A 21,540-nucleotide genomic window follows, 5' to 3' on the forward strand; every position below is an offset into this window, starting at 1 on the left:
TAAATATAAGTTATATAAAATCAAAACATATAAATACAACATCCTAAGGTATTTTTTTCTCATAATGAGCATTTAGAAAAAATATATCTAAGATTGGCCTTCATAAAGATATTATGCCTTCAAAAACTTCTAAAGAAAAAGTTATTCAATGATGGACTTGTCCGGAAATATTAATATAGCCGATTAGTAATTGTGTAATTTAAAAACAAAAATAGCCATTATAATAGCTTTTTGTGCATTAAATTAGGTTCTTAAACACTATTTAACATGGGTTATTGGACAAGCTCAATATATAACTGTACATGCAAAAAAAGCAAAAGTATCGTGTTTATAGATATGAAGGTAATCTTAATTTTATTGCGGTTGTCCTTATTTACGTTAAGGAAGGTCAAGATATATCTAAAGCAAAAGCTTTCATTTGCATAGATATGGAGCTAAATAATGAAGAAATTCTAAATTATTATGCAAATAGGTGGGTAATTGAAACATATTTTAAAACAGCTAAAGGTAATCTTGCTTTGCAGGGATATCGATTTAGATTAAGCGAAGCTTTAGATCGATACTTAATTTTACAGTTGTTTTTAGCAATGTATTATATACATAAGGGTAATGGTAATCTTCTAAAAGGATTACGTAAATATCAGGCTAAAAAAGAAGCTGATCGAATATAAGATATGATTTATATATTCATTTCATACTCGAAAGGGATGATATCATATTTAGATATTCCTATGCATATATCCGTGAAGCTTATTTTATCACGTGCCAAAAAAGGATTAAGAGCAGCACTAGGTTCCTACTGTTATCAATTTAAAGAGGTAGCCTAAATCCGCAAATAAAATTAAAAATGATAATTTGTTAATGATTTAAAAATTAATATTTATTGTTTTAAAAATCTAGTCAATTTCATATATATGTTAATCTTATAATATATATATAATATTAAATTAATAATATTTGTTAAATATAATTAATATTTAAACATTTTGTTAAATTTATTATACATCATAGGTTATAAATTAATCCAAGAAATATTTAGTAACTAAAATCATGTTAAAACCTTTTCATCGAACGATGAAAAATGATAATTACCTAATTTATTAAATTGGACTTGTCCAGAAATAGTAATATAAGCCGATTAGTAATGATGTAATTTAAAAATAAAAATAGCCATTATCATAACTTTTTGTGCATTAAATTAGGCTATCAAACTCTCTTTAACATATGTTATTGGACAAGATCATTATATAGATTTGATAAATTAGTTAATTATCATTTTTTAATGTTATTAATATCCAAATTCATAAATAATTATTACATAAAAAGAATTGTTATATGTCAATAAAAAGTTCTCAAAAGTAATTTATATATTTTTTATATAATCATCTATATTTAAACCAATATATTCTGTTGCGCTAAATATTTTTATTTATCTTTTTTTAAACAATATATAGAGCTTGTCCAAAAAACCATGTTAAGAATCTAATTGAATTCACTAAAAGCTATGATAATTGCATTTTTAATGGCTATTTTTTTGTTTAGATTACATCATTATTAATCGGATATATTAATATTTCTGGACAAGTCCATCATTTAGTATGTCTAATTTTGATAAAAAATTTATCTGATATTATCATTATTTATAAAATCTGTTTCTCAAAAAGGTTTTAATCTAAGGCATTAATATTGCATATAAAATGAAAATATAATAAATCACGTTTTTTGATCTTTATAATTATATAATAAATAAATAAATAAATTGTAATCATTGTATGGATAATAATTACTTTTTCTTAATACAACAAACAGATAATTAAATGAATAAAAGAATTTTAAATGATATCTTGGATCCAAGCATTGATCAAAGGCAATCATCAAGCTATAATCAGTCTGTATAGAGTTTGTTTGCACAGATCAGTAACAGAGGATAAAATTAAATCGTTTATTTCAATTATTTAACAAATATTTATGACAGTTTTAATTAGATTTTTTTTATCTTTTTAAAATCAGTTTAAACATTCTGTATATAGACTTTCACATCATAGTACCTGTATATTAATTCTAAATAAAAATAGACCGCAGCTTTGAGCCGCGGTTGCTGAAAATAATGCTGTTATTGTTATTCTAAAAAATCTTTAAGTTGTCTGCTACGACTAGGGTGCCTTAGCTTACGCAATGCCTTTGCTTCTATTTGTCTAATACGCTCTCTTGTTACACCAAAGACCTTACCTACTTCTTCAAGGGTACGCGTCTGTCCATCATCTAGACCGAAACGCAAACATAGAACATTTTTTTCGCGCTTTGAAAGCGTATCTAAAACACCCTTAAGCTGTGATTTAAGCAATTCATAAGCTGCAGCATCAGCTGGTGCTTGCGCATCATTATCTTCGATAAAATCACCTAAATGGGAATCATCTTCTTCTCCTATAGGTGTCTCTAACGAAACCGGTTCTTGCGCAATTTTCATAATCTCACGCACTTTTTCTGGCAAGACACCCATCTCTTTAGCTATTTCTTCAGGCTTAGGTTCACGACCACACTCCTGAAGCAATTGACGTGAGATACGAATCAATTTATTAATCGTCTCTACCATATGAACGGGTATGCGAATCGTACGTGCTTGATCCGCAATAGCTCGCGTAATCGCCTGTCTAATCCACCATGTAGCGTAAGTGCTAAATTTGTAACCCTTGTTGTAATCGAACTTCTCTACCGCTTTAATTAAACCCATGTTACCCTCTTGGATAAGGTCAAGAAATAACATACCTCTACCTACATAACGTTTGGCTATACTAACTACAAGACGAAGATTAGCCTCTGCTAATCTTCTTTTAGCCTCCTCATTTCCCTCCTCAATCTGTTTAGCTAAACATACTTCTTCGTCAGCCGAAAGAAGGGAAACTCTACCTATTTCTTTTAAATACATCCTTACAGGATCATTAATTTTAATACCAGGAGGTACTGTGAGGCTATTGTCATTCAAATAAGCGTCCTGTCCGGCCGTATTCGCCTCAGCTGGGTTAAATTCCTCATCTGAGGTATTTAGTAATTCAATTCCTTGATCTGTAAGATGTTCAAAAAAATCATCCATTCTTTGTGCATCTTGTTCATATGGGGCCATTTTTTCCATGATCATTTTGTACGTCAATACGCCTTGTCTTTTACCTAGTTCAATTAATTGTTCTTTGATCTGATCTAACTTTGACTCAACCCCGATATCGGTGTTTCGTTCTTTTGCCAACTTCTATTGCCTCCTTTGAATATCCCCTTGTTGTATACCGTGCATTGACGATTTGACGTTGCCGTAGAGCCACGGTATCTATCAACATTTGTAACGCCCGCTCGGTATCTCCATCCTCCTGCACAAAACGGTCAAGCTCAGCCTCACTCTCCTCAACAGCATGCATCAGGGGATAAGATCTCAGATGAAAGAGACAATCACGAAGGGCGTGGCCAGCATCATCTAAAGGGATATCAAGACGAGCTAATGTAAGAGCTTTTGCTTGTAGGGTAGGATTGTCTGCCAAGATTGTTGTAAATGCATCATAATCCATATGCTGTTCTTTTTCATAATAAGCATACAAATGAGCGGCCAAAGCTGCATAGCAATCCGTGGGGAAAAGGTCACCAATCTGTTCCTTTGCCCACAAAGTCACGGCACGATTTTTCATCATACAAGCTAACAGCATTCTTTCGGCTGCTTCCGGCGTTGCATAAGAAGATACCCCTTTTGTATCTACAATTGCTGGTATTGTCACATTTTTATCGACATAATGATACTTCTTCTGGGAAAGTAAATTTTGAAATTCCATCTGCAAATCACTAAGAGGCACATCAAAGGATGAAGCAAGCTCCCTTAAATGATACTCACGTTCTAAAGGAGACACACCTACTAACAAAGTAACTGCTTGTTTTAAATACTGTCGACAATCATCCGGACGAGCAAAGTTATAATTATGCCTTAAGGTTTGTAAACGAAAAGTAACTAAATCAAGCGCTTCTTCCCATTTAGTCAAGAACGCATCTTTTCCATGAGTACAAATAAATTCATCCGGATCAGTACCCGGTGGTAAACGCAGCATATTTATCCAGGCACCCCGACTATATAATTGCTGCCCACATTTCACAGCTGCCTCAGTACCAGAGACATCAGCATCATAGGCAATTACAATGCGTGTTTGTTGGTTTGCTTTCTGATTTAAACGCATCAGTCTTTTTAATTGTTCTTCACCTAATGACGTGCCTAATACGCCTATTGCATTCCTAATTCCTGCTTGCCAAGCTGTAATGACATCCATATACCCCTCAAGTAAAAGCAATTGCTTGGACGTATTAATATCTCCGTATGCCCGATGCCAATTAAATAGATGATGCCCTTTTTGGAATAAAAGAGAGGTTGTGCTATTCAAATATTTAGGCTGTGTATCATCATTTTTAATTAAACGCCCCCCTAAACCAACCACAAAACCACGATTATCATGGATAGGGATAATAAGACGGCCAGCAAAACGTTCCTTATCCATCGCGGTCAATAGTCCTAACTGTTTTAAAGGGGTTAATGAAAAATGACGACGTTGATAAAAGGAAACCAAAGGATTTTGTGTAAAAGGAACAAACCCAATTTGAAAATCATCAACTGTCTTAGGTGTAATTTGGCGCTGATTTAGATATGAACGTGCAGATTCGGCATAGTCAGCTTTTTTCAAACACAAGTGGTAAATTTGTACAGCATAAGACAAAGCCTTACGAAGGGTCTGTTTATCATCCTCAGGGTTGGTTTGCCCCTTTACAGACTCCCCTAATACATTAGGTGGTAAAGCCACACCTTCTTCACTTAATAATGGTGGTGGTAGTGGTGGTGGTGGTAATGGTATTTGAGGGTCGTCAAGATGAGGCTCCAAATTATCAGTCGAAGGCCGCAAATCGGTCTTAGGTATTATGCCATGTATACGCTCACGGGCTTCCGTAAAAGACAGACCCTCCATTTCCATCAGAAATTTTGTAGCATCACCACCTACTCCACAACCAAAACAGTAAAACATCTGTTTAGCTCCAGAAACACTAAAAGAAGGTGTACGCTCTGCATGGAATGGACATAAACCAAACCAATCTCGACCTTTTTTATGTAGTTCCACATAACGTCCGATAAGAACAACAATATCCACTTTATCCGTTACCGATTGATCTACCTCTATATGTTTTGGATTGTATTTTATTAAATATACCCCTTTTTAAACATTTTGTCCCATAATACCAAAAACATCTGGCTATTCCTCTAAATAGACAATACAATGAAAATAACTAAGTAATAAACATCGGAATGATTTGCAATGACAAATATCATCAAACTAATTGACAAACAGCTGTTACTACTATCTTAGAATCTTTTCAACCAAAAAATACCCTCTAAGGCCAATAATCACTAATTTTTTGATTTTCGTTTTTTGAAATATTTTTTATTTTTTAATTTTCTCGAAATATTCAAAAATACCTAACAAATATCCTGTAATATTACTAACCTTATCCATGATTTCAAATAGAAAAAACACTATTAATAACTCATCTATACTTAATGGATATCAAAAAACTTTTCAGTAATTAGCTTAGATATTTATTTTAGTACAAACTGTGTTTCAACTTTCATGATTTTTTTGTTTTTGTGTTTTTTTAATTATCGCTGCATCTTAAATCAAATATTGCTGCTTTATATCTATTACAAAGGCTAGGTCATTTAATTTAATATAATAAATTATCAGAGAATGCTTGTCCCATAAAGGAAAAAAATAAAAAAAGTTTGTTAAAAGAATAAAAAGAAAAAAGAAATAGTGCACTAATACCAATATACAGTATTGTAAACTATTCCTTGTCAAAATTCAATGTTTTTGATATCAAAATATGCTCATTTTAAAATATTAAGAACGATATGGTTTATGCAATTTTCTTTCTATATAAATGATCACACAAGTTACAATAACAGGATAAGTTAACGGATTCACAATGCATGTGCGAATACCATGAGCTGCCAAATAAAATATAGTATTATACATTTTGACATGATGGGGAATAAAAAGATTTATTCTTCATTTCCGTTTGTACAAACTTGGTTTTTGATGTCCTTTAAAAATGCTGTTTTAAGTATTTGATCATACTGAGCAAAAACAGCCATATTGCTTCTATTCTTTTCGTTAGCAAGTTTAGGTGTAGATGATACACCCACGGGTCATTGATTCATCCTATGATGTCTTAGAAACATCTCTAATAACCGGTGACATATACTTTATGGTTTGCTTTGGTATCGGAGTAGCAATGGGCGTTTTGTGCTCTTTTAGTGATATATGGTCCGAAGTCATAGGTATTTCAGATGTGCTTTTTAAACTTTGATCTTTTTGCTTAGTACCATAAGATTGTTCCAACTGTGCTATGGTCCAATTATTTAGAGAGCTTAGTTTGTACATCTGTTAAATCAGCTAAAGTAAATCCCTTAGATAAAGGTAATAAAATTAATGATATCGTTAATTTTGGCTTAATATTGATTATTTTCTTTATTCATTTTTTTCTTTATTTTAATATTTTTCACAATATTACCTTCATCATCTTTAGGAATCTAACCTAAAAACTAACTAAATATCTAAGAAAAATCCTCATGCTGCTATGCAAAAAAGAGGAATATAAAGGGAGATATTAGGAAAAATATAAGTAGAGATATAAAGAGTAATAGAGAGAAAGAAATAAGCAATAACCCTAGAGGAATAAATGTAAAGATAAAAAGGAAATATGCTTATGTATATCTTCTAACCTATTAATTTCTTTTAATAAATAATTTTAACAAATTTAAGTCTGTTTATTTAGTCTGTTTATTATGATAAAGGTGTCTACTGTGTATTAAATTTATTGAATTGCTTTATTCCATTTTTTTACTGCAGCTTCTTTTTGTGCGTGCTCTTCTAAACCTAGTTCTATTAATTCTGTTAAAAGTTGTGCATAAGGTAAATTTGCTTCAATCCAAAGGCGTGGGTAGAGGCTAGTTTTTGTTAAGCCTGGTAATGTGTTAACTTCACTTAAAAGAATTTTACCTGTCTTTTTATCAAGAAAGAAGTCCATTCTAGCTGTTCCTTTAACGCATAAGCATTGGTATGCCTTTAAAGCAATGTACTGCAATTCACCCTCTTCTTCAGAAGAAAGACGGGCGGGTAGTTGTAATTTATGCTTGTTGTGGTTGTATTTAGCCTCATAGTCATAAAAGTTGTTTAATGGGACAATTTCTGCTATCGCTGATAGTTTTAAGTTATCATAATGGTTACCTAAAACCGCGATAAATAATTCGCGACCTCGTATTGTTTCTTCGACAATAATTTTTTCATCGTAGTAAAAAGCATTTAGGATAAAATGCTTAAGTTCTTCACGGGAGTTAGCACATGAAATGCCTACGCTGGAACCGGCGTTAGCTGGTTTGATAAAGACGGGATACTGAAAACGATCCTCTATATCTGAATAAATCTTCGTCCAATAATGCAAATGATCCTGCTGTTTCTCAAGCAAAAAACGTTTGCGAACTTTTTTATCTTCTAGAAAAGGGGAAATAATAGAACGGTGATAGACGAGATAATCTGTTTGAGGAATATGTGCGGACGTGAAAAGTCTTTTAGCAATATCTTTGTCCATACAGATTGCGGAGGAGGCAACACCAGCACCTATGTAAGGAATGTCTTGCATTGTAAAAAAACCTTGAATTGTACCATCTTCACCATAAGGTCCATGTAAGACTGGGAAAGCAATATCTATTTCATGTTTGTTTAACGGTAAAGCGATATCAAAAAATTCACCTGTCGGTTTTTCGCGTAGCAATGATAGTGCAGCTTCCCCACTATGCCATTTACCTTGCTTATCTATCCCAATAGGGAAAACCTTGAACCGATCTCGATCAAGATTTTCTAAAACCGATTTAGCAGAAATACACGCAACATTGTGCTCAAAAGACCGTCCTCCAAATACTACCGCTAAGCGACATAGTTCATCTCGCAAAATATCAACCTCCCTATCTAGGTGAAAGCAATATGTTTAATAGTTTCAGCGGCAATGATCTTCACTAGATATCTAAACATAACTGCTGTAGTTCCTTTAGACCAAGTTTGGTTTTTGATGAAAAGGGAAGAACCATCCCTCCCCTTTTCATACACATCTGTTGTTTTAATACTTTTATCTTATGAGCCCAATGCGTTTTGGAAACACAATCTGCTTTTGTCCCAATAATAATAATAGGACATTCTTGTGACAACAAAAACTGATGGGCCTCGATGTCAGTACGAAGAGGATTATGACGAAAGTCAATGATCTGCAAAATGCCATATCTAACTTTTTGTTCCTCTTCTGTATCAAGGCTCTGTTTTTGCATCCTACGTTTATTTAAATAACTACCCATAAGATGTGCCCATTTATCACGCATTTGATGTCCAACGCGTGCAAATCCATATCCAGGTGTATCGACAAGACATATTTTTTTATCTACATGATAAAAATTAATCATCTGTGTTTTACCAGGCTTACTACTAATATAAGCTAAGCGCCTACGATTGGTTAACGTATTTAATAATGATGATTTACCTACATTGGAACGACCAACAAGGATCCATTCGGGTAATAGTGGATCAGGTAATTGTTTCTCTAAAGCAGCACACGTAACTAATTCAGCATTCTTTAACATATTTTCACCAAAAATTCTTATGAATTACAATCATCTTTATTATGCCTATTTATCTTTAACTAAAGCTAATTTTAAAACTTCATCCATATGCGTAACCGGTATCATCTGAAGCTCCTCTAAAATGCTTTGCGGAATATCTTCTAGATCCTTCTCGTTTTCTTTCGGAAAAAGCACGGTTTTAATACCTGCACGATGCGCGCTTAATGCTTTTTCCTTCAATCCACCTATCGGCAAAACACGCCCTCTAAGAGTAATTTCCCCGGTCATTGCAACGTTTTTCGAAACAGGTGTTGAAGTTAAGGCAGAAACTAAAGCTGTTACCATCGTGATCCCGGCTGAAGGTCCATCTTTTGGTATTGCACCTTCAGGTATATGAATGTGCATATCATTTCGTTCATGAAAAATCGGATCGATTTTTAAAATATCGGCACGTGAACGTATATAGCTAAAAGCAGCCTGAGCTGACTCTTTCATCACTTCACCTAACTGTCCTGTCAGGGTAAGTTTACCTTTGCCAGGAAAAAGTGAAACCTCAACTGACAGGGTATCGCCACCATCTTCTGTCCAGGCTAGTCCTGTTACTAAGCCGATCTGATCACTAATCTCAACTTGGCTATGCCGAAATTTTACCGATCCAAGATAATCGGCAAGGTTTTTTTTTGTCATCTGCTTGTGTTCTTTTTGACCAGAAACGAATTCGCGTGCCACTTTACGACATAATTTGCCAATTGTCCGCTCTAGGTTACGTACACCTGCTTCGCGTGTATAATGACGAATCAAATATATGACAGCATCCTCTGCAAAACTCATATTTTCTGATGTAAGTCCATGTTCTTTCATCTGCTTAGGAAAAAGATATTCGTTAGCAATGTTTTCTTTTTCTAAATCAGTATAGCCTGAAATAGCAATTACTTCCATACGATCTAATAAAGGGCGAGGAATATTGTGCAAAGCATTAGCTGTCGTAATAAACATAACATTCGACAGATCAAATGGCATTTCTACATAATGATCGCTAAAACTATTATTTTGATTAGGATCTAATACCTCAAGTAAAGCCGAAGAAGGATCACCGCGAAAGTCCATCGACATCTTATCGATTTCATCCAACAAGATTAAGGGATTAGCCGATCCAGCCTGTTTAAGGGCTTGTATGATACGTCCAGGTAAAGCTCCTACATAAGTACGGCGATGTCCACGAATTTCTGCCTCATCCCTAACACCGCCTAAAGAAATACGCACAAAACACCGCCCTAAAGAACGGGCAATGGAACGGCCTAATGATGTTTTACCTACACCAGGTGGTCCTACTAAACACATAATAGGCCCTTTAAGGCGTTTAACCATTTTACGCACAGCTAGGTATTCTAAAATACGCTCTTTGACTTTAGATAGACCGTAATGATCCTCATTTAAGATTTTTTCCGCTTCATCAATAGAAATTTGATCTTCGGTCATTTTTTCCCAGGGAAGTTCGAGTAAAAGTTCAATATAAGTTCTGACAACACCGCCTTCAGCAGAACTAGCGGGAATTTTTTCAAAACGTTCAATTTCTTTTTTAATTCGGTCGATAACAGATTGTGGAGCAGCCAAATCAGCTACTTTATGGCGCAATTCATCAATTTCACCCGCACGACCTTCTTTGTCACCTAGTTCACGTTGAATAGCCTTCATCTGTTCACGCAAATGATACTCTTTCTGCGTTTTTTCCATCTGCTTTTTAACACGTGTACTAATTTTTTTCTCTAATTCCAAAACTTCACGTTCATTGTTTAAAATATCCAATAATTTTTCTAAACGGCTCTTAATACTAACTGTTCCTAAAATTGTTTGCTTATCAACCAAACTTAATGGTAAATGCGCTGATATGACATCTGCTAAACGACCAGGTTCTTTTGTATCAGCAATTGTCTGATACATATCAGTCGACATTTTTTGCGAAAGACGCAAATAATGTTCAAAATGCGTTAATACCGCTCTCATTAAAGCTTCCGTATCTACGCCGCCTTCGTCAACATCACTCACAACTTTATATTCAACTTCATACATATCATCACATATGATGAATTTAAGTATTTCAACACGCTTAATACCTTCTACTAAGACACGAATTGTCCCATTAGGAAGCTTAAGCATCTGTCTAATTTTTGCTAATGTACCGATGTTATATATATCAGCTTCTTTAGGTTCTTCTATATGAACCTCACGTTGAGAAGCTAATAAAATCAAGCTATCAGACATCATCGATTTTTCAAGTGCCTGTACAGAGCGATCTCTACCCACATCTAGGTGTAAAACCATAGTAGGAAACACAAGAAGTCCACGCAGAGGTAACAAAGGCATAATATTTTTTTTATCTTGGATAACCATCCTTGTCAACCTCCATCGCCATAAAAAAATCCGTTTGTTTATAATTAAATAAAGATACATCATCTAATTCAGTAATAAAAGCCTTATATTCTCAATTACTCTGACTTTGAACTTGGATGTTTATTAGGATAACCAAATAGCTATAATGCTATCATTTTTGAATTTATATATTTTTTTAAATGGCTAAGGAGAAAAAAGCACCTGCACACAAGCAGATGCTAACTAAGCTGGAAATTTTAAACTAAGCACTCTCTTCTTTTTTAGGCTTATTGACCACATGTCCTTCGCGTGAAATAAGCTTAGGTGCTAAATTACGCAAAACAGTATCTTGTGAGATCGTGCATCGAATGACATCATCTCTTGATGGTAATTCAAACATAACATCAAGCATAATACGCTCAATAATAGCCCTCAAACCACGAGCACCTGTTTTACGTTTAATAGCTTCAGCCGCAATAGAATCAAGCGCCTCTTTTTCAAAACGCAAGTCTACATTATCCATTTCTAGTAACTTAATATATTGCTTCACTAAAGCATTTTTTGGTTCTGTTAAAATACGAACCAATGCTTTTTCATCCAAAGGTTCTAAAGTTGAAATAACCGGTAATCGACCAACAAATTCTGGTATCAAACCGAATTTCAAAAGATCTTCCGGTAAAACCATACTCAAATATTCGCCTGGACGAGTTTGGGCACCTTGTGTTTCTGCATCAAAACCGATAACTTTACGGCCTATACGACGTTTAATAATCGGTTCCAGACCATCAAAAGCACCACCACAAATAAATAAGATATTTGAGGTATCAATCTGGATAAATTCTTGATGCGGATGCTTGCGTCCACCTTGTGGCGGAACACTTGCGACGGTACCTTCTAAAATCTTTAGCAACGCCTGTTGAACACCCTCACCGGAAACATCACGTGTAATCGATGGATTTTCAGACTTTCGCGCCACCTTATCGATTTCATCGATATAAATAATACCACGTTCCGCTTTTTCGACATCATAGTCTGCGGCCTGGATCAACTTTAATAAAATATTTTCCACATCTTCACCAACATAACCAGCTTCGGTTAAAGATGTAGCATCAGCAATAGCAAAGGGCACATTAAGTATTTTAGCTAATGTTTGAGCCAATAACGTCTTTCCGCTACCTGTTGGCCCCACCATCATAATGTTACTCTTCTGTAACTCAACATCATCTGTTTTCTGGGACATATTTATACGCTTATAGTGGTTGTACACAGCAACAGATAATGATTTTTTTGATCTTTCCTGCCCGATAACATACTGACCAAGAATATTACAAACCTCTTGTGGTTTAGGAAGATCGCGAAGGTCGACATCCTCTTCACTTCCTAATTCCTCTTCCACAATTTCATTGCAAAGTTCTATACATTCATCACAAATATAAACACCTGGTCCAGCAACTAATTTCCTTACCTGATCCTGTGTTTTATTGCAAAACGAGCACTTAAGATGTTCCTTTCCATCCTGGAACTTGAACAAGGGAGACATCCCTCCTTCACCTTGAGCCACCAATATAGAGATGTTAAAACCATTAAAGCGCTCTCCCTGCGCGATAATGGTTTAAAAATATCATCAGCCGGTAAGTGATATAAAAATCATTTTGATCGTTTTTATATAACATTAAAATAACGTTATTTTTAATATTAAGCAAGACAAGCGCTGAAGAAATATAATACCTAGCATGACAGATAAACAAACCTGCAAAATACGTCCAATTTAAATATAAGAGCTAAATTTTATTTATCCGATGTCTTACTAGAAGTTTTCTTTGAAATCACCTTGTCGATAATACCATATTTAACAGCAGAATTAGCATCCATAAAATAATCACGATCGGTATCATTTGTAATACGTTCGATAGGTTGCCCAGTACGCTCTGACAAGATCTCATTAATTCTTCTTTTCGTACGTATAATCCATTCAGCATGAATTTGGATATCGGAAGCTTGACCACGAGCTCCCCCCATAGGTTGATGAATCATCACTTCACTATTCGGTAAAGCATATCTTCTACCTTTTTGACCCGCCGCAAGCAAAAATGCACCCATACTAGCCGCTAAACCAACACAAATCGTGGAAACTGCAGGCTTAATAAATTGCATTGTGTCATAAATAGCCATACCTGATGTAACAGAACCCCCTGGAGAGTTTATGTACAAATGTATATCTTTCTTATTATCTTCTGCTGCAAGAAATAAGAGCTGAGCAATAACCAAATTAGAAACACGATCATCAATCGCTGAACCAAGAAAAATAATGCGATCTTTTAAAAGACGGGAATAAATATCACACGAACGCTCACCACGACTAGTCTGTTCTACAACCATAGGAATAAGTGGCATGTTAAAAATCACCTCTTCTCACAAATAAAACCTAAGCCATAAAAAACAAGTTTTATTTATATATGCCAAAACCAGAACGTATTTACATGAACAATCAACAAAAAAAACAAATTAATCCGTAGATATATCCTTACCAATCTCATTGACTAAACTCGCTAAATCGTTATAATGTACACTTTCTTTAAGCAACCATTCCGTAGCAATATCACGCTGTTTATCTTCCCTATCAGCATCACTATCTACGTCTTTCAACAAATTAGCTTCTTTTAATGTTTTGAATAGGACTTCTAAAAATAATTTAATCTTTAAACGCTCAGTAGCTTCAAATACGAAACCACTTCGTAATTGTTCTATAGTTGTTTGTGTAATTTCTAAATAACGATCTAATGTCATCTCTTTATTTTGACGCATTAAATTCATCTGCATCTGACTAATAAGATAATCAATCTCAATACGAAGCATACTCTCTGATAGCGGCGGCAAATCTTCCAGTTGATATGCTTGAGCTAAAATAGTCCCTTTACAAAGTCCTAAACATTCTTTCTTGCTTACGGTTATTAAATCAGATCGTACCTTTTCGCGCCACTGATCAACACTATCCATATCCGCGATCTGATCAGCTAAAGCATCATCTAAAGGTGGTAACTCAGGTTTTTTAGCGCCTATCAGCTTAATGGCCATGCATACCCAACGATCGGCTAAAACACGCGCCATATGATTTGGGGGGAAATTAATAATCGCTGATTTTACATCGTCGACCTTCATGCCTAAAATATGTTCTTCAAGCTTGGGATCGATTTCATTTCGACCAAGAACAAAATTCAACTCTTGACCAACTTGCTTCTTCTTGTTAGAAACATCTAGCCAAAATTTAGACTCTTTATCCTTAGCTTCGTTCTCGGTCTTATAATCATCCATAGCTAGGAAAGATATATGTACAGAATAGCCTTTTTCTACAACTTGGTCGCCTTCCAATGGTTTCCACAAAGCGTTAGCTAACCTAATGTCTGAAAAAACTGCATCAACGTCTTCTTCTGTAACTTCTTTTGGCTCAATCACCAACTTATCAACTTTTAATCCTTTATACTTATCAAGGTCAATACGAAAACGACCCCAAAGCATTTCCGGGCCAATAGTAAACTCGATCTTGTAAATAAAAGGTTGCTTCTCTACAAGATCTGTCATCTCATCTTCTAAAAGTTTTGGTTTCTGTGTCTCATCAGGTACAACATCCACATCGGATAAAGCATGACCTATACTATCATTGATAAGAATATTTTGTGCTTCATTATATAAAACTTCCTTACCATAACGAGAAACAAACACAGAATAAGAAACACGCCCAGGCCTAAACCCTCGTACAGGATATTTATGACTTAAAACAGCCAAAGCTTCTTTCACAGCCTTATCAACAGCTTCAACATCATGTTCAACCGTTAAAATCCCCTTAAGATCACTCGTCTGTTGCCAATTAGCTTTCATTGTAAATAATTCCCCTCCAGTCACTAAAATAGTGATAAAGCAAAAATCTCGCCCAAAATATAAAAAACAAAGAACTTACCCAAAATAACAAGGTAAGTCCATTACGCCCCGACCATCTAAAAAAGGCTTAACAAGATATACCTCTATAAATCATATGGCAAGCTGCTGGCAAAAATTTCACCTTCAAAAATAAAAACAGATTAAAACAAAAAAATCAATCACCATGATTATACGATCTATGGCAGAAGGATTCAATGGTAAACAAAATCAAATCAAATAAACATAGAAAATCATAAAAAAAACGTCCCAGGAGAGATTCGAACTCCCGACCGACGGCTTAGAAGGCCGCTGCTCTATCCAGCTGAGCTACTGAGACAAGTACAAGATAAAACAAACTACAAGTGAATTATAGCTTATCTATCCCGATGTTTGCAACGTTTATAATTAAATATCCAGAAATAATATACTAACCTTAAGTATAATCCACATTTTTTATATACAACAACGAAGCATAAGACCAGCATAAAACGTAAAAGGGATTTTATAAAATACTGTGTACTAAATCAATCATATTTTCTGCAAAAAAGCAGCGAAAGCTCGTCCGCGATGATTTATTTTTAATCTTTCATCTGCTTCAAGAGCAGCAAAGGTCGTTTTTAAGGGTGCATAATAGAAAATGGGGTCATAGCCAAAACCATCTCCACCATGTGGTTTGAAGGTAATTTGTCCTTCACACATACCATGGACGATGAAACTAGCCCCATTTGGCGCACAAAAAGCAATCGCACATACAAATACCGCTACACGCAATGATATATCATCAATATCTTTTAATTCATACAGAATTTTTTGGATATTTTGTTCATCAGTAGCTTTATCTCCTGCATACCTTGCCGAAAAAATCCCAGGATGTCCACCTAGTATAGGCACAACTAAGCCGGAATCATCAGCTAAAACAGGTTTATTAAAGATCTGACATACAGCGCGCGCTTTGAGCATAGCATTCGCGGCAAATGTATCCCCATTTTCTTCAATGGGGTCTATTTGTTTATGCATATCATCTAGGCTAAGTACATCGATATGATGATTTTGTAGCAAAGTCTTTAATTGCCTACACTTCCCTTTATTGTGTGTCGCCAGCAATAGTTCGGTCATTTTTTCTTTGCTTTGTAAATTTTTAGGATTTCCTGCACATGCTTCGATTTGACCATCACCTCCTTGTTTTTCCAAAGATAGTAAGTAAAAAATATAAATAAAGATAAAGATATAAAGAAAAAACATCAAAGATATAAAAACATAAAGATAAAAATCTAAATATTACTATTAAAATATACAAATCAAAATATTACTATCAAAAAAACTAATCATTCAAGTTACTAGAATCTCCGATACCTTTAGCGCAATCACCCAAGATTTCTTTTTGTTTGATCACAAGTTGATCAACGCCTTTTTTGCCTATGGCTAATAATTGTTGTAATTGATCATGTGTAAAAGGAGCTTCTTCACCTGTACCTTGTATTTCAACAAATTCACCTTTACCAGTCATAATAACATTCATATCGACTAAAGCAGCTGTATCTTCTTCATAACATAAATCTAATAGCGCTTGTTTATTGAAAATACCAACGCTAACAGCAGCAAGAAAATCACGTACCGGCAATTTACGCAATACTCCTTTATTAACCAAAGAAGCTAAAGCATCCACCATGGCAACAAAAGCGCCTGTGATAGCTGCTGTACGCGTACCTCCATCAGCTTGAATCACATCACAATCAACCCACAATGTTCTTTCACCCAACGCTTTATGATCAACGACTGACCTTAGCGCTCTGCCAATTAAACGCTGTATTTCCATTGTGCGTCCACTTTGACGTCCTTTAACAGCTTCTCTAATAGTCCTCGTCCTTGTAGCGCGTGGTAACATTGCATATTCCGCCGTAACCCAACCTCGACCAGCATTACGCAGAAACATAGGTACACGATCTTCAATCGTTACCGATGTAATAACATGCGTATTTCCCAGCTTTATATAAACAGAACCTTCTGCTGTACTCATATATCCGCGTTCCATACTAAGTGATCTAAGCTCTTCAAAATCACGACCATCTACGCGCACATGTTACCCCTTCCTCTATTACCCTTTTTATGAAACACTAGGATTAATCCACTGCGGACGCATTACATCCTGTGTCTGTTTATCATCATTTTTTTCCTTGCCATTAACGATAATACGCACTTTTTGGGCTTTTATATTATCCGTTAAAGAAAGAACAATCGTTTGCATAGCTTCCTGTGAAGCAATACCTTGTGGATGATACTGTAAAAGGCGTTCATCTAAATCCACCGTTATAACATCATCTTTAACCGAAACACTATGAACACGCATATCAGCATCAACAGCATTAACCAACTTCGTCCCAGGACGAGGCCCTTCAATTAATGCTTGTAAAGCAGCCTTAGGGATATCCTTTGTACGTTGAATCATGCGCGTTACGGGAACATAATATACACGTTTGTCCCTATCCTGGCATAAAAAATAAAGAACCACAGGCATGCTATCACCAGGACGTACATTTTGAATATCTTCAATATTGATGCCCACATTTGCCCTTGTCAAATTCTGAGCAGGTGTTTTTTGTTTAGGCATCTCTTGTAACGGTTCACCTTCAACAAATAAATTTACCATATTTACAGCAGAAAAACCCGTTAACGTCCACACGAGCGCACTAATAATATTTTTTTCTTGATTGTCCTGATATTGCAAAAATTCTTTAGACAGATCAACATTCAAAACACCTTTATTCTGTTCAACACCTAGCACACGAACATCGGCAGGTAAAGGAAAATTAAATCCCGGAGGAAGTGTTAAACGTTTGACAGATTGTTGATTACTTACCTGAGCATCATGAATAGATGGAGGTATGAGCAATTGAAGCGAATCACGAATTTTCGTAGCCTGTGAGGTGAAAGGAAAAGGCACACTGTATGGCACTAAGTAACCTTCACCGGATAAGAGGTAAAGTTCTACCATAGATATTTTTTTATGTTCTTCATTATTATGCGAAGTATATCCAGAATTATCATTAACTTTCGAAGCTCGTACAGACTTTGTTTGACCATTCAACCAAGCTTCTTCTAAAGACTTAGGCGGAGGATCAATGGAAGGACTACTATCCTGCAAGCGAATTAAATTATCTTCGCAACCGAGCAAACCAAAACCCGGCAACACAATAGCTCCCAAAATAAACAATGGCAAACGACGGGACATCCTATAAATTCCCCCTTGGTTAGTAACAAACGATATTATATAGCCCTATCTCCATTGTATGAAGTAAAGACGATAATATCCCAAATAAGGCATGTGGGATGTCCCAAAGACACGCAATAATGAATTGGCTATATATACGCAATTGATAAAAAAGGAATACTTGTTATTTGGTGCTTCATATTTGCTGTTTATCCCTTATTTTTCTTTCTTGCATTCTCTTTTATATGCATGCGCATGTCTTTTTTTGTATCTATGATGATCTTTTTTTTAAAAGAAAATCCTAAACAGCGATCACATCAATATCTCTACTTAGCCAGGTGTAGGCCAATTTTTTAAATTTAGCTGGATCGCCTGTGGTATAAAAGATATGTTTGGGTTTAGCGGCAAAAGAGAGTTGATGATTTTTTGCTAGCAAAACTTTAAGTTCGGAAACAGTTTCTAAAGCTGAGCTGATAACACTTATCGATGTACCAACTGTTTTTTTAATAGCACATCCTAATAATGGATAATGGGTACATCCTAAAACTAAGGTATCGATATTCCTTTGTAAAAGTGGTTTTAGTTGTAAAGCGACCATTTCATAAGCTTCCTTTGTGTCAGCAAGCCCTGATTCTACAATATTGACAAAAGACGGACAAGCAGACGTATGTATCGATAAATTGGGCACTAGTTCTAAAAGTTCGCGTTCATAAGCACGGCTGTTGATTGTCCCTTGTGTACCTATAATACCTACAGAACCTATCTTTGTCGTTTTTATAGCTGTACGTGCTCCTGGTTTGATAACGCCAATCACAGGGATCGTAACTTGATTAATAATTGTCTGTAAAGGAACTAAAGCTGTGGCTGTATTACAAGCAATCAAAAGCGCTTTTAAGGGTGAACCCATTAAAAAACGAACTGCTTCTAAGGTCATATACCGCACCTTAGCAGCTGATTTGGAGCCATATGGACAATTAGCAGTATCACCAAAATAGCAAATAGCTTCACAGGGCAAGTGTTGAAAAAGTTCTTTAACAACTGTTAAACCACCTGCTCCTGAATCAAAAATACCAATAGGTGCGTCTTGATAAGAAAAATTATTCATTATGTTCATATGTTTCAATTTATCACCTAATAAAAATAAATATATGCACAATTTATGCTAAATAAAAATAAATATTTCAATGTATATAAAAAATACATTTTTTAAGCTTGTTTTTTACAGCTCGTTTGAGAAACCTTAGTCACAAGTTTAAGGAAATTATCAAAAGCAACCTGATCCATACCCGGTTTCGGTAGGTCTTTCTCATCTTGACGCATCAAATCTTCGTATATGTCTACAAAATATTTCACCTTGTTACATTTATCCACTAAATAAATTTTCACACTATGTATAATATCTTTTTTGTTATCTGGCGTTTCATTTTTTATAAGAGGCGCTTTAAATGTACCCTCAGAAAATTTACTTATAATGTCAAAAGATTTGTCAGGATCTTTATCGTAACCGGTAACCAAATTTAAATTGCGCGCCATTGGTTTTGTTTGTTGATAATATACTAAATCAGCAATCTTATCTTGAGCCGGATCAACGCTAAACGCATACACAGGAATTTCAGCGGGTAATTTTTGCTGTAATTCCTTCATGAAACGCAAAACAGAAGGACAAGCAGTATAACAATTACCAAAAAACAGACCTGCGATCCATGTTTTATTTTTCAAATCTTCAATATCAAAGTTTTTTTCCTGTCCTTGATAAGTTACAACACCTTTAAGAGGCAAAACCTCCCAATCAACTTCTGTTTTTGGTCGTTTATTGCTGGTTTCATCACGAGAAGCTGGCGCGATATCATAATTATATCTATTGTATGCATAGTATAAAAAGAAGGTAGTAATGATAGTTAGCAATAAAAAAATAGCTGGTATTTTCAACTTTTGTGCCATACTTACACCCTTCCTGGCAAGTTTTGGATTAAACCTTTTACTTTTTCAATTCTCCTAATAAACGGTGTGCAACACGCCAAATGTCTCCCGCTCCCATTGTCAAAACAATATCGCCCTCTCTTACAATCTGAAGAAGTTTGTTGAAAGCATCATCATGATTTTCTACTAATTGAACCTTATCATTACCAAGATGTAAAATTTTATCTACTAATTTCATAGATGTAATCCCCTCTAACGGTTCTTCACCTGGAGGAGCATAAATAGGCGCAATAAATACTTTGGACGCGTCCTTAAAACAAGCAGCAAAACGATCCATAAACAAAGAAGTACGAGAATAACGCTGCGGCTGAAATAAAATCAGCAATCTTTCCATCTTACGGATCTCGTTTTTCCATAATCTAGCAGCTTCCAATGTAACTTCAATTTCTGTCGGATGATGCGCATAATCATCTACAATGACAATTCCTCTTTCTTCACCAAGTACTTGGAAACGACGTTTTGCCCCGGCAAAGCTATTAAGCGCTAAAGAGATATCATAAAAAGAAATTCCTAATTTCAAACAAACAATAGTCGAAGCAAGAGCATTGGCTGCATTATATATCCCAGGCTTTGACAATTCAATGGCGCCTAAGATTTGGTCATTGTGACTTACCGAAAAACAAATACCTTGTTGGCTATGTTTAGCAGAAACTACACGATAATCAGCCGTTTTATTTTCAATAGAATATGTAATAACATTGCATCTTGCGTGATCAATAATAGACATTAAATGAGGATCATCAGAACATAAAATCACTATACCATCAACAGGAACTTGTTTCAAAAAACGACAATAAGCATCTTTTAATTGTTGAAAATCACCACCATAATTTTCTAAATGATCAGCCTCGATATTCGTAATTACAGCCATTTGAGGTACATACGAAAGAAATGATCCATCACTTTCATCTGCCTCAGCTACAATATGAGGACCTTTACCTGCTTGCGCATTATTTCTTAAGCTAACAACTTCACCACCTATAACATAGGTAGGATCTAGTCCACATTCAACCATGGTATGAGCAATCATAGATGAAGTTGTTGTTTTACCATGTGCTCCTGCAACCACAACGCTGTAGTTTTGTTTCAAGAGATAGGAAAGCATATCTGATCTATGCCAAACAATCATACTATGCTTTTTAGCCGCTTGTATCTCCACATTACCTGGCAAAATGCTGGAAGAGTAAACGACCAAGTCCGCACCAGCAATATTGTGGGCATCATGACCAATAGCTACCTTAACACCCTTTTCCATAAGCATTTTGACAGCTGCATTGCATTCTATATCAGACCCTGTAATATCTAAACCTTGCTCGACTAAAACGCGAGCAATAGCACTCATACCATATCCACCGATACCAATAAAATGAATTCTTTTCTTCTTCAA

At 35.2% G+C, this 21,540-nt stretch carries 18 protein-coding genes and 1 tRNA gene; 3 read left to right on the top strand and 16 right to left on the bottom strand.

What is annotated here, in order from left to right; genetic code table 11:
• Positions 1–302: 302 nt before the first annotated feature.
• Positions 303–671, top strand: coding sequence for a transposase (locus tag VS182_RS00540; RefSeq protein ID WP_479484613.1), 369 nt, complete (start codon positions 303–305; stop codon positions 669–671).
• A 3-nt stretch (positions 672–674) separates the two neighbouring features.
• Positions 675–827 carry a hypothetical protein gene (locus tag VS182_RS00545; protein WP_479492604.1) on the top strand — a complete coding sequence of 51 codons (153 nt, stop codon included), beginning with the start codon at positions 675–677 and terminating at the stop codon, positions 825–827.
• A 1,292-nt stretch (positions 828–2,119) separates the two neighbouring features.
• On the opposite strand, the gene rpoD is transcribed toward VS182_RS00545, so the two are convergent.
• The 3 genes from rpoD to VS182_RS00560 form a co-directional block, all read right to left on the bottom strand.
• Positions 2,120–3,241, bottom strand: a complete 1,122-nt coding sequence (gene rpoD / locus VS182_RS00550) for an RNA polymerase sigma factor RpoD (protein ID WP_479484614.1) — start codon at positions 3,239–3,241, stop codon at positions 2,120–2,122.
• Positions 3,207–5,165: a DNA primase gene (locus VS182_RS00555; protein WP_479492605.1), complete on the bottom strand. Its 1,959-nt coding sequence runs from the start codon at positions 5,163–5,165 to the stop codon at positions 3,207–3,209. Before VS182_RS00555 ends, rpoD begins: the two co-directional genes overlap by 35 nt.
• Positions 5,166–6,073: 908 nt before the next feature.
• A complete protein-coding gene (locus tag VS182_RS00560) occupies positions 6,074–6,217 on the bottom strand; it encodes a hypothetical protein (RefSeq protein WP_479484615.1) in 144 nt (47 codons plus the stop codon).
• Between VS182_RS00560 and VS182_RS00565 the strand changes: the two genes are divergently transcribed.
• Positions 6,205–6,381 (top strand): hypothetical protein, encoded by a 177-nt coding sequence (locus tag VS182_RS00565; RefSeq protein ID WP_479488731.1) that lies wholly within the window; start codon positions 6,205–6,207, stop codon positions 6,379–6,381. The two genes, VS182_RS00560 and VS182_RS00565, sit on opposite strands and share 13 nt — an antisense overlap.
• Before the next feature lie 507 nt (positions 6,382–6,888).
• Here VS182_RS00565 and VS182_RS00570 read toward each other — a convergent pair.
• From VS182_RS00570 to murC, 13 genes are all read right to left on the bottom strand, one after another.
• Complete coding sequence (locus VS182_RS00570; RefSeq protein WP_479484617.1) at positions 6,889–8,022, bottom strand: D-alanine--D-alanine ligase family protein; 1,134 nt, start codon at positions 8,020–8,022, stop codon at positions 6,889–6,891.
• A gap of 64 nt (positions 8,023–8,086) precedes the next feature.
• Complete coding sequence (gene yihA / locus VS182_RS00575) at positions 8,087–8,701, bottom strand: ribosome biogenesis GTP-binding protein YihA/YsxC (RefSeq protein WP_479484618.1); 615 nt, start codon at positions 8,699–8,701, stop codon at positions 8,087–8,089.
• Positions 8,702–8,746: 45 nt separating this feature from the next.
• Positions 8,747–11,071 (bottom strand): endopeptidase La, encoded by a 2,325-nt coding sequence (gene lon, locus VS182_RS00580; protein WP_479484619.1) that lies wholly within the window; start codon positions 11,069–11,071, stop codon positions 8,747–8,749.
• A 241-nt stretch (positions 11,072–11,312) separates the two neighbouring features.
• On the bottom strand, positions 11,313–12,581 hold the full coding sequence (gene clpX, locus VS182_RS00585; protein ID WP_479484620.1) for an ATP-dependent protease ATP-binding subunit ClpX: 1,269 nt from the start codon (positions 12,579–12,581) through the stop codon (positions 11,313–11,315).
• A 257-nt stretch (positions 12,582–12,838) separates the two neighbouring features.
• Positions 12,839–13,444: an ATP-dependent Clp endopeptidase proteolytic subunit ClpP gene (gene clpP, locus VS182_RS00590; protein ID WP_479484621.1), complete on the bottom strand. Its 606-nt coding sequence runs from the start codon at positions 13,442–13,444 to the stop codon at positions 12,839–12,841.
• A gap of 111 nt (positions 13,445–13,555) precedes the next feature.
• A complete protein-coding gene (locus VS182_RS00595; protein ID WP_479484622.1) occupies positions 13,556–14,926 on the bottom strand; it encodes a trigger factor in 1,371 nt (456 codons plus the stop codon).
• Positions 14,927–15,228: 302 nt separating this feature from the next.
• Positions 15,229–15,302: transfer RNA gene (locus tag VS182_RS00600), tRNA-Arg, on the bottom strand.
• 191 nt (positions 15,303–15,493) lie between these two features.
• Positions 15,494–16,156, bottom strand: a complete 663-nt coding sequence (gene rdgB, locus VS182_RS00605) for an RdgB/HAM1 family non-canonical purine NTP pyrophosphatase (RefSeq protein ID WP_479484623.1) — start codon at positions 16,154–16,156, stop codon at positions 15,494–15,496.
• Between the two features lie 130 nt (positions 16,157–16,286).
• Positions 16,287–17,042: a ribonuclease PH gene (gene rph, locus VS182_RS00610; RefSeq protein WP_479484624.1), complete on the bottom strand. Its 756-nt coding sequence runs from the start codon at positions 17,040–17,042 to the stop codon at positions 16,287–16,289.
• Positions 17,043–17,069: 27 nt separating this feature from the next.
• Positions 17,070–18,194 carry a GerMN domain-containing protein gene (locus VS182_RS00615; RefSeq protein ID WP_479484625.1) on the bottom strand — a complete coding sequence of 375 codons (1,125 nt, stop codon included), beginning with the start codon at positions 18,192–18,194 and terminating at the stop codon, positions 17,070–17,072.
• A gap of 280 nt (positions 18,195–18,474) precedes the next feature.
• Positions 18,475–19,287 (bottom strand): glutamate racemase, encoded by an 813-nt coding sequence (gene murI / locus VS182_RS00620; RefSeq protein WP_479492606.1) that lies wholly within the window; start codon positions 19,285–19,287, stop codon positions 18,475–18,477.
• Between the two features lie 92 nt (positions 19,288–19,379).
• Entirely contained in the window at positions 19,380–20,114 is a 735-nt protein-coding gene (locus VS182_RS00625; RefSeq protein ID WP_479492607.1) for an SCO family protein, read from the bottom strand.
• A 37-nt stretch (positions 20,115–20,151) separates the two neighbouring features.
• Positions 20,152–21,540 carry a UDP-N-acetylmuramate--L-alanine ligase gene (murC, locus tag VS182_RS00630; protein WP_479484628.1) on the bottom strand — a complete coding sequence of 463 codons (1,389 nt, stop codon included), beginning with the start codon at positions 21,538–21,540 and terminating at the stop codon, positions 20,152–20,154.

The organism is Pasteuria ramosa, from assembly GCF_056496785.1.